An 8,365-nucleotide genomic window follows, 5' to 3' on the forward strand; every position below is an offset into this window, starting at 1 on the left:
TATGACGCGCGCAATCCTTCCCCATTGGAATATCAAGCTCACATGAGCCAAGCGCCTAAAATCGGCCTCGTCAGCCTCGGCTGCCCCAAGGCCCTCGTCGACAGCGAACGCATCATGTCCACGCTGCGCGCGCAGGGCTATTCGTTCAGCCGCGACTATGCCGGGGCCGACATCGTCCTGGTCAATACCTGCGGCTTTCTCGACAGCGCCAAGCAGGAATCGCTGGAAGCCATCGGCGAAGCCCTGGCCGAAAACGGTCGCGTCATCGTCACCGGCTGCCTGGGCGTCGAAGAAGAACTGATCCGCCAGACCCATCCCTCGGTACTCGCGGTGTCCGGCCCGCATCAGTACGAAGCCGTGGTCACGGCCGTGCACGAGCACCTGCCGCCGGTGCCGAACCGCTTCGTCGATCTGGTGCCCGAGCAGGGTCTCAAGCTGACCCCGCGCCACTACGCCTATCTCAAGATTTCAGAGGGTTGCAACAATCGCTGCTCGTTCTGCATCATCCCGCAGATCCGCGGTGATCTGGCCAGCCGCCCGGCAGCCGGCATTCTGGGCGAGGCCGAGGGCCTGATCCGCAATGGCGTCAAGGAATTGCTGGTGATTTCCCAGGACACCAGCGCCTATGGCGTCGACATCAAATATGCCGAGAGCAATTATCGCGGCCGGCCGGTCAAGGCCAAGTTCTACGACCTGGCCAAGGAACTGGGCCAGCTCGGCGCCTGGGTGCGGCTGCACTATATCTATCCCTACCCCCATGTCGACCAGGTGATGGAGCTGATGGCCGAGGGCCTAGTGCTGCCCTATCTCGACATTCCGTTCCAGCATGCCTCGCCCAAGATCCTCAAGGCGATGCGCCGCCCCGCCCATCAGGACAAGACGCTCAACCGCATCCTGAAATGGCGCGAGCAGGTGCCCGACCTCACCGTGCGCTCGAACTTCATCGTCGGCTTCCCCGGCGAGACCGAAGACGATTTCGAGATGATGCTCGACTTCATCGAGGAAGCCGAGATCGACCGCGCCGGCTGCTTCAAATACGAGCCCGTCACCGGCGCCCCGGCAAATGAGCTGGAAGGCATCGTGCCCGACGATGTCATGCAGGACCGCTTTGAGCGGCTGATGGAAGTGGCGCAGAACGTCTCCACCGGCCAGCTCGCCAAGAAGGTCGGCCGCACCATCCAGGTGCTGGTCGATGACGTGCAGCCCGAGACCAACAAGGCGATTGCCCGCTCCAAATGGGACGCGCCCGAGATCGACGGCCAGGTCATCATCGCCAATGCCAGCGGCATCAAGCCGGGTGACATGCTCGATGTACTGGTCACCGGCAGTGACGAATATGATCTGTTCGCCACCCCGGCCAGCACCCTGAACTAGATTCAGTTTCAATGCCTTGCCAGCATTGGCGGACTCAAGACAAAAGGCGCAGCCCGGCGGTTGCGCCTCTGTTGTTTGAAAGGGCACCGCGCCGAGCCAGTACTGCGCATTCTTTGCACGCAGCCTGCAATTTTCATCGTCCAGTAAAGCGCTCTCGGGACCAAGAAAATGGCGCAACAACCCGTTGCGCATTTGCTGATTTGGTTCCATGGCATTACACGGAATAACGCAGATTTTGCCGCTTGCCGCTGCGCCGCACGTGCGCTGTGTTATCAACTCGACGCAATGACAGGAACGAGATGACAATTCCGCAAGCCTTGGCCTTCCTGCTGATCATCGGCATGATGGTGGCGTTCATCTGGGGCCGCTGGCGCTATGATGTGGTGGCAGTGGGCGCGCTGCTGGCTGGCCTCGCCACCGGGATTGTCGCACCCGCCACGGCGTTTTCCGGCTTCTCGGACGATATCGTCATCATTGTCGGCAGCGCCCTGGTAATCAGCGCCGCCGTGTCGCGCTCCGGCATCATGGAAGTGGCGGTGCGCCGCTTTGCCCCCAATATTTCGGGCCCACGCGCCCAATTGCTGCTGCTGGTGACCGTGGTTGCCGTGCTCAGCGCCTTCGTCAAGAATATCGGCGCGCTGGCCATCATGATGCCCATTGCCTTCCAGATGGCGCGACGGTCCGGCGTTTCGCCATCGCTGTTCCTGATGCCGATGGCCTTTGCCTCGCTGCTGGGCGGGCTGATGACGCAAATCGGCACCTCGCCCAATATCATCGTCTCGCGCGTCCGCATGGAACTGACCGGCGAGGCCTTTTCGATGTTCGACTATACCCCGGTCGGTCTGGCATTGACTGTGGTGGGCGTCATCTTCCTCACCCTGTTCTACAAGCTGCTGCCGATCCGCCAGCGCGAAACGCAGGGCATGGATAGCGCGGTCGAGATCAAGAACTACACCACCGAGGCCCGCGTCACCGAGGACTCGTCGGCCATTGGCCGCACTGTCGGCGAAATCCAGGCGCTGGCCGATGGCCGGGGCATGGTGACGCGCATTGTCGGCGCCGGCGGCCGTCCGCGCACGCCCCTGCCCGATGCCAAGCTGCGGGCCGGCGATATCCTGCTGATTGCCGGCGAACCCGAAGCGCTCGACAAGATGGTCAACCAGTCCGGCATGGTATTCTCCGAGCGCCGCGGCGCCGCCACCAAGGACGCGGCCGATTTCGGCGTTATCGAGGCGGTTATCGGGGAAAGCTCGGGCCTGATCGGGGCAACGGCGCAGGAACTGACCCTGTTCGACCGCACCGGACTGAACCTGCTGGCCGTCAGCCGCCGCGACGAACGCTTCACCGAGCGCCTCGGCCAGATTCGCTTCCAGAATGGCGACGTGATCCTGATCCAGGGTCACATCAAGCGGCTGCCCGAATTGCTGCGCGAATGGGACTGCCTGCCGCTGGTGGAACGGGGCCTGCGTCTGGGCAGCATCCGCAACGGCCTGCTGCCGCTGGTCATTCTGGCCGTCGCCATGGGGGCAACGGCGATGGGCGTTGTGCCGGTGGCCCCGGCCTTCTTTGCCGCTGCGGTCGCCATGGTGCTCAGCCGCACCATTCCACTGCGCGAAGTCTATGCCCAGCTCGACGCGCCGATCCTGATCATGCTGGCCTGCCTGATCCCGGTGGCCGATTCCCTGCGCACCACGGGCGGCACCGAGCTGATCGCCAGCTGGCTGACGATGACGGCGAGCATTCTGCCCGGCTGGGGTGCGCTGGCATTGATCATGATTGCTGCCATGGCCGTCACGCCCTTCCTCAACAATGCCGCTACCGTGCTGGTGATGGCGCCGATTGCCGCCAGCTTCGCCACCGGCTTGGGCTATCGTCCCGAAGCCTTCCTGCTGGCGGTGGCCATCGGCGCCGGTTGCGACTTCCTCACCCCGATTGGCCACCAGTGCAACACGCTGGTCATGGGTCCGGGCGGCTATAAATTCGGCGACTATTGGCGCCTGGGCGCACCGCTCTCGATCATCGTGGTGCTGGTCGCCGTGCCCATGCTGATGCTCGTCTGGCCATTCTGAGGCGGTAATGCACTCCACCCACAGCCTTTCCCTGCCGAACCGCGCACCCCTGGTCCTGGGCCCGACGCCGCTGGTAATGGGCATTCTCAATGTTACCCCGGACAGCTTTTCCGATGGCGGGCAGCACAATCTGGTCGCGCAGGCCCTGACCCATGCCCGCCAGATGCTGGCCGAGGGCGCCGACATCATCGATATCGGCGGCGAAAGCACCCGGCCCGGTGCCGCACTGGTTCATGTGCAGGAAGAACTCGACCGCGTACTGCCCGTCATCGACGCGCTGATCGCCGAGGGCATCACCGCCCCCATCTCCATCGACACCTACAAGCCGCTGGTCGCCGATCAGGCCATTCAGGCCGGCGCCACGATCATCAACGACGTGCACGGCCTGCAGGGCGCGCCCGAAATGGCCGATATCGCCGCCCTCTATGGCGTGCCGGTGATCGCCATGCACTGGGACAAGGCGCGCGACGCGAGCACGCCCCTGCTCGAGGCTATGCACCGCTATTTCGACGCCACCATTGCCCGCGCCGAGCAGGTGGGGATCCGTAGCACCCAGCTCGTGCTCGATCCCGGCTTCGGCTTTGCCAAGTCCGTCGCCGAAAATTACGCCCTCCTGCGGGCGCTGAGCCAGGCCTGTTCGGGAACCGCCCCGCAGCAAGGCGATTTTCCGATCCTGGTGGGCACCTCGCGCAAGTCGATGATCGGCAAACTGCTCGACCTGCCGGCCAGCGAACGCCTCGCCGGCACCATCGCCAGCACGGTTCTGGGCTATACCAATGGCGGACACATTTTCCGCGTGCACGACGTCAAAGCCAATCGCGATGCTCTTCGCGTCGCCCAGGCAACGCTGTATGGTCCGCCAAAAGATCTGGGGTAACCGCATGGCCGAACCATTCACCGGCGACCGTATCATTCTGAAAGATCTCGGCTTTTACGGTTATCACGGCGTCTTTGCCGAGGAAGCCAAGCTGGGGCAGCGATTCTTTATCGACCTGGAACTGGGTACCGATCTGGCTGCGGCAGCCAGCAGCGACCGGCTCAGCGCCGGCATTTCCTATTCCGATATCTATGACGTGGTGAAATCGACCTTCGAAACCCGGCGCATGAAGCTGCTCGAAGCCGTCGCACAGAACATTGTCGACGGCATTTTCGATGAGTTTGAAGCGGTTAGCTGGGTCATCATCCGCCTGCGCAAGCCCGAAGCGCCCATTGCCATGGTGCGTGGCGAGGCCGCCATCGAGCTGCACCGCCAGCGAAAAACCCCATAATGGCCAGGGCCTGGCTGAGCCTTGGCGCCAATATCGGCGACCCGCGCGGGCAACTGGCCGAGGCCGTGCGCCGCATCGCTGCGCACCCCCACATCACGGTCAGCGCCCAGTCATCGGTGCTGACCACCGCGCCCTGGGGCAAGACCGATCAACCCGACTTCGCCAACATGGCAATCGCGGTTGAAACAAGCCTTGAACCCATTGATCTGCTTGATGTTCTGCTGGCAATCGAATTGGCGATGGGGCGCGTCCGCGAGGAGGTCTGGGGCCCGCGCCTGATCGATATCGACATCATTGCCTATGAGCAGCAGCAGCTGCAAACCGCGCGCCTCACCCTGCCGCATCCCCACGCCCATGAGCGCGAATTTGTCACCATGCCATTGGCCGAAATCGCGCCCGAGCTGACCGCCTGGATCATCGCCCTCGGCAGTGGGTCGCCTTAGCCCCGCATGGCCTCCAGCACCGCCACCGCCGTATCGAACTCGACGCGGCGCAACGCGCGGCGGGCAGCGGCCTCATCATCCTGGCCCCACTGGCCAATCTGGTAGTCTTCGTCGACATGGGCCGCTGCCCAGATCTGCTCGACATCGAGCAGGCGGTGCCAATAACCCAGCGTCAGCAGGCCCGAGCCGGTCAGCCCGGTCATCGAGACCATGGCGGTCAGGGTGAGCAAGTGCTCTCCTTCCAGCGCTGCTGCCAGCCGCTCCAGCGTCGTCTGGGGCTGCGGCTGGTGCTGGATGGCAAAGGTGGGCTGGAAGCTGACACCGAAATGGCGGGCAATCTCGACCAGCGCCTTGTCCCAGTGCCGCTCCTGCTCGGCCACCAGTGGCTGCGGGCTGTCAGCGCGGTACAGCAGCAGATCGCCGCCGGCAAACTTGACGATCTCGTCGCGGAACGCCGGAATACTGGTCTCGCCACTCTCAAGAGCCGAATTGATCAGCCGCACCGTGGGCATGGTGCCCGGATCGATGACCTTGCCCTGTGCGGCCCATTCAGCAGCCATTGCCGTGGCAATCGCCGCTGCCGGGACCAGAACCGGGACTTTGAGCGCGGGAGTGCGCGCCTGACGACCATCAAGGGTCACGGTGAAGCCACCCTCGAGCGGCCCGGCCGCCACCTCCTTGTAGAACCGCTTGGGCAATTCGACCCGGTTGAGGTGCTGCGCCCGGCCATAACCATCATCGAGATGCTTCTGAATGTCTTCGAGCTGGTCGCGCATGGCTTACTCCACGAGTTGACGGATCGCGCCGTCCAGTTGGTCATATCGATCGATCATGCTGCCTGCCCCCACGGCAATCAGTTCGGCCGGCTCGTGATAGCCCCAGGTGACGCCGATCGTCTTGCAGCCAGCGGCCACGCCCATCTCGATATCGAAAGTCGTATCGCCAATCATCACCGTCCGGGCTGGCGATACGCCCGTTTCCCGCATGGCCGTCTCCAGCATGCCGGGATGGGGCTTAGATGGGTTGTGATCGGGGGTCTGCAAGGTGGTGAAGTAATTTGTCACACCGTGCAAAGCCAGGATGCGATGGACACCGCTGAGCCCCTTGCCCGTGGCGATGCCCAGCAGCACCTCATCGCGGGCGTTCAGCCGCTGCAGGGCTTCCATTGCACCAGGAAACAGGCCTTCGCGTGACGCATCGGTGACCAATGCAGCGCGGTAGTGGGCCCGGTAGGCCCCCACCAGTTCATCGATCAGCGCGCGGTCGTCGGTTTCGGCAAGCCGGGCCATGGCCATCGGCAGCGACAGGCCGATCACCCGGCGCGATAGCTCGGCGGACGGCGCCGCCAAACCAAGGCTGTGAAAGGTTGTCGCCATATGTTCAGTGATCAGGGCCTGAGTATCAATCAGCGTCCCGTCCATATCGAACACGACAAGGATCATACCCCGTCCTCGGGATCGCCGCTGACGTCATAGCGATCCGGATCAAAGCCCAGCGTTTCAAAACTGTGCCGCATATGCGGCGGCAGGGGCGCCGAGATATCCAGGCGCTCGCCATTGCGTAGCGGAATGGCGATGCGGCGGGCATGCAGGTGCAGGCCATAGCTCAGCCCCGGCGCGCCCTGCCAGTTCTCGATGTTGAAATAGCGCGGATCGCCGATGATCGGGGTGCCCAGCTGCGCCATGTGCACGCGCAGCTGATGGGTGCGGCCCGTGACCGGTTTCAGGGTAACCCAGGCAAAACGGCGGCTGGCCGTGTCGGTGGTCGAATAATAGCTCAGCGAGTGCTGTGCGCCGGGCGTGCCGTTCTTGACCACCGCCATCTGCTCGCCATCATCGGTCGACTGCCGCGCCAGAAAGCAGGAAATCTCGCCCTGCGGCGGATGTGGATTGCCCGCCACAAGGGCCCAGTAGATCTTGCGGGCCGACCGCGACCGGAACACTTCGCCAAAATGGCTGGCTGCCGATTTGGTCTTGGCCACGATCAGGCAGCCCGAGGTATCACGATCGAGACGATGCACCAGCCGCGGGGGCTCGCCCTTCTTGTTGGGCAGGCTCTTGAGCATGCCATCAAGATGCCGTTTCATGCCCGTACCGCCCTGCACCGCCAGGCCATGCGGCTTGTTGAGCACGTAGATGTCGTCGTCCTCGTACATGATCATGTCGCGGATGAACTGCGCATCGTTGTCATTGACCGTGACCGGCTTGACCACGCCGGGATCATCAATCGGCGGAATCCGCACGGTCTGGCCCGGCGACAGGCGGGTGCTGGTGGTCACCTTGGCCCTGTCGACCTTGACCTCGCCATTGCGGATCAGCTTTTGCAGCCGTCCAAAACCGAGCTGGGGGAAATGCTGGGCAAACCAGCGATCCAGACGCATGCCGTCTTCGTCGCTCTCTACCTGCCGCTGTTGAACGCCACTCATGCCACGCCTCGGGTCACCAAAAGCCCGAGATAAAGCCCTATGAGGCAAACCACAACCGACAACAGCACATATGAGCCCGCCTGCAGCAGCGCACCGCGCTCAATCAACACGATGGTATCGAGGGAAAACGAGGAAAAGGTCGTGAATCCGCCCAGCACCCCGACCGCCACAAACAGCCGCAGCTCAGCCTGCTGCGGCGGCAGGAAGCGGGCCAGCAGCCCGATGAACACGCCCATCAGCACTGACCCCATGATATTGATCAGCAGCGTTGCCAATGGAAATGACATCGGCAACAATCGTCCCACCACGCTTGCAAAGCCATACCGGGCCATGGCACCGACCGCGCCCCCGGCCCCGACCAACAAGATTGCCTGCATGTTCTGCCCTGCTCCACGAATAACCAATTGAACACTTCCATATGCAAGGCTGGTGCAGCTGCATACCGATTTCAGTTGGCTCAATGGCCAAACTGAACTGGGAGGCCCGTGCCCATGACTTTCAACATCGCCCTGCGATCCATCCTCGCCAGCGCAGCACTATTGGCCATTTCTGCCTGTGCGACCTTGCAGTCACAGCAGCAAATTCCGCCCCAACTGGTCGCCGAAGCCACCATTCATGCCGATCAACGCCTGCGCTATTGGGGTGACGACTACGAATTTGCCAAAATACACGCCCGGATCGCCCCCGGCCCTGACGGCGCTGTCGACTATCTGACACTCTCAGGCGGTGGCATCAATGGGGCCTATGGCGCCGGCTTTCTCGTCGGCTGGTCCGAAAAAGGCAATC

General features: G+C 63.0%; 9 protein-coding genes and 1 pseudogene. 6 read left to right on the forward strand and 4 right to left on the reverse strand.

Going from position 1 to position 8,365, the window contains the following annotated elements:
* Positions 1 to 42: 42 nt before the first annotated feature.
* From rimO to folK, 5 genes are all read left to right on the forward strand, one after another.
* Complete coding sequence (gene rimO, locus Q8O80_RS12590; RefSeq protein WP_305579797.1) at positions 43 to 1,374, forward strand: 30S ribosomal protein S12 methylthiotransferase RimO; 1,332 nt, start codon at positions 43 to 45, stop codon at positions 1,372 to 1,374.
* Positions 1,375 to 1,673: 299 nt separating this feature from the next.
* On the forward strand, positions 1,674 to 3,443 hold the full coding sequence (locus Q8O80_RS12595; RefSeq protein ID WP_305579798.1) for an SLC13 family permease: 1,770 nt from the start codon (positions 1,674 to 1,676) through the stop codon (positions 3,441 to 3,443).
* 7 nt (positions 3,444 to 3,450) lie between these two features.
* Positions 3,451 to 4,320 (forward strand): dihydropteroate synthase, encoded by an 870-nt coding sequence (gene folP, locus Q8O80_RS12600; protein WP_305579799.1) that lies wholly within the window; start codon positions 3,451 to 3,453, stop codon positions 4,318 to 4,320.
* Between the two features lie 4 nt (positions 4,321 to 4,324).
* Positions 4,325 to 4,711 (forward strand): dihydroneopterin aldolase, encoded by a 387-nt coding sequence (gene folB / locus Q8O80_RS12605; protein WP_305579800.1) that lies wholly within the window; start codon positions 4,325 to 4,327, stop codon positions 4,709 to 4,711.
* The gene (gene folK, locus Q8O80_RS12610) at positions 4,711 to 5,154 is read left to right on the forward strand and encodes a 2-amino-4-hydroxy-6-hydroxymethyldihydropteridine diphosphokinase (protein WP_305579801.1); all 444 of its coding nucleotides are present in this window, start codon (positions 4,711 to 4,713) and stop codon (positions 5,152 to 5,154) included. Before folB ends, folK begins: the two co-directional genes overlap by 1 nt.
* On the opposite strand, the gene Q8O80_RS12615 is transcribed toward folK, so the two are convergent.
* The 4 genes from Q8O80_RS12615 to crcB are packed head-to-tail and all read right to left on the reverse strand — an operon-like array spanning position 5,151 to position 8,040.
* Positions 5,151 to 5,930: an ATP12 family chaperone protein gene (locus tag Q8O80_RS12615; protein WP_305579802.1), complete on the reverse strand. Its 780-nt coding sequence runs from the start codon at positions 5,928 to 5,930 to the stop codon at positions 5,151 to 5,153. The genes folK and Q8O80_RS12615 overlap by 4 nt on opposite strands.
* 3 nt (positions 5,931 to 5,933) lie before the next feature.
* Positions 5,934 to 6,596 (reverse strand): HAD-IA family hydrolase, encoded by a 663-nt coding sequence (locus tag Q8O80_RS12620; protein WP_305579803.1) that lies wholly within the window; start codon positions 6,594 to 6,596, stop codon positions 5,934 to 5,936.
* Positions 6,593 to 7,579, reverse strand: a complete 987-nt coding sequence (locus tag Q8O80_RS12625) for an RluA family pseudouridine synthase (protein WP_305579804.1) — start codon at positions 7,577 to 7,579, stop codon at positions 6,593 to 6,595. Before Q8O80_RS12625 ends, Q8O80_RS12620 begins: the two co-directional genes overlap by 4 nt.
* Positions 7,576 to 8,040: a fluoride efflux transporter CrcB gene (crcB, locus tag Q8O80_RS12630; protein ID WP_371136189.1), complete on the reverse strand. Its 465-nt coding sequence runs from the start codon at positions 8,038 to 8,040 to the stop codon at positions 7,576 to 7,578. Before crcB ends, Q8O80_RS12625 begins: the two co-directional genes overlap by 4 nt.
* A 30-nt stretch (positions 8,041 to 8,070) precedes the next feature.
* On the opposite strand from crcB, the pseudogene Q8O80_RS12635 reads away from it, so the two are divergent.
* A pseudogene (locus tag Q8O80_RS12635) lies at positions 8,071 to 8,365 on the forward strand (hypothetical protein); the annotation flags it as partial.

Source organism: Devosia sp. (assembly GCF_030689745.1).
Taxonomy (GTDB): domain Bacteria; phylum Pseudomonadota; class Alphaproteobacteria; order Rhizobiales; family Devosiaceae; genus Devosia; species Devosia alba.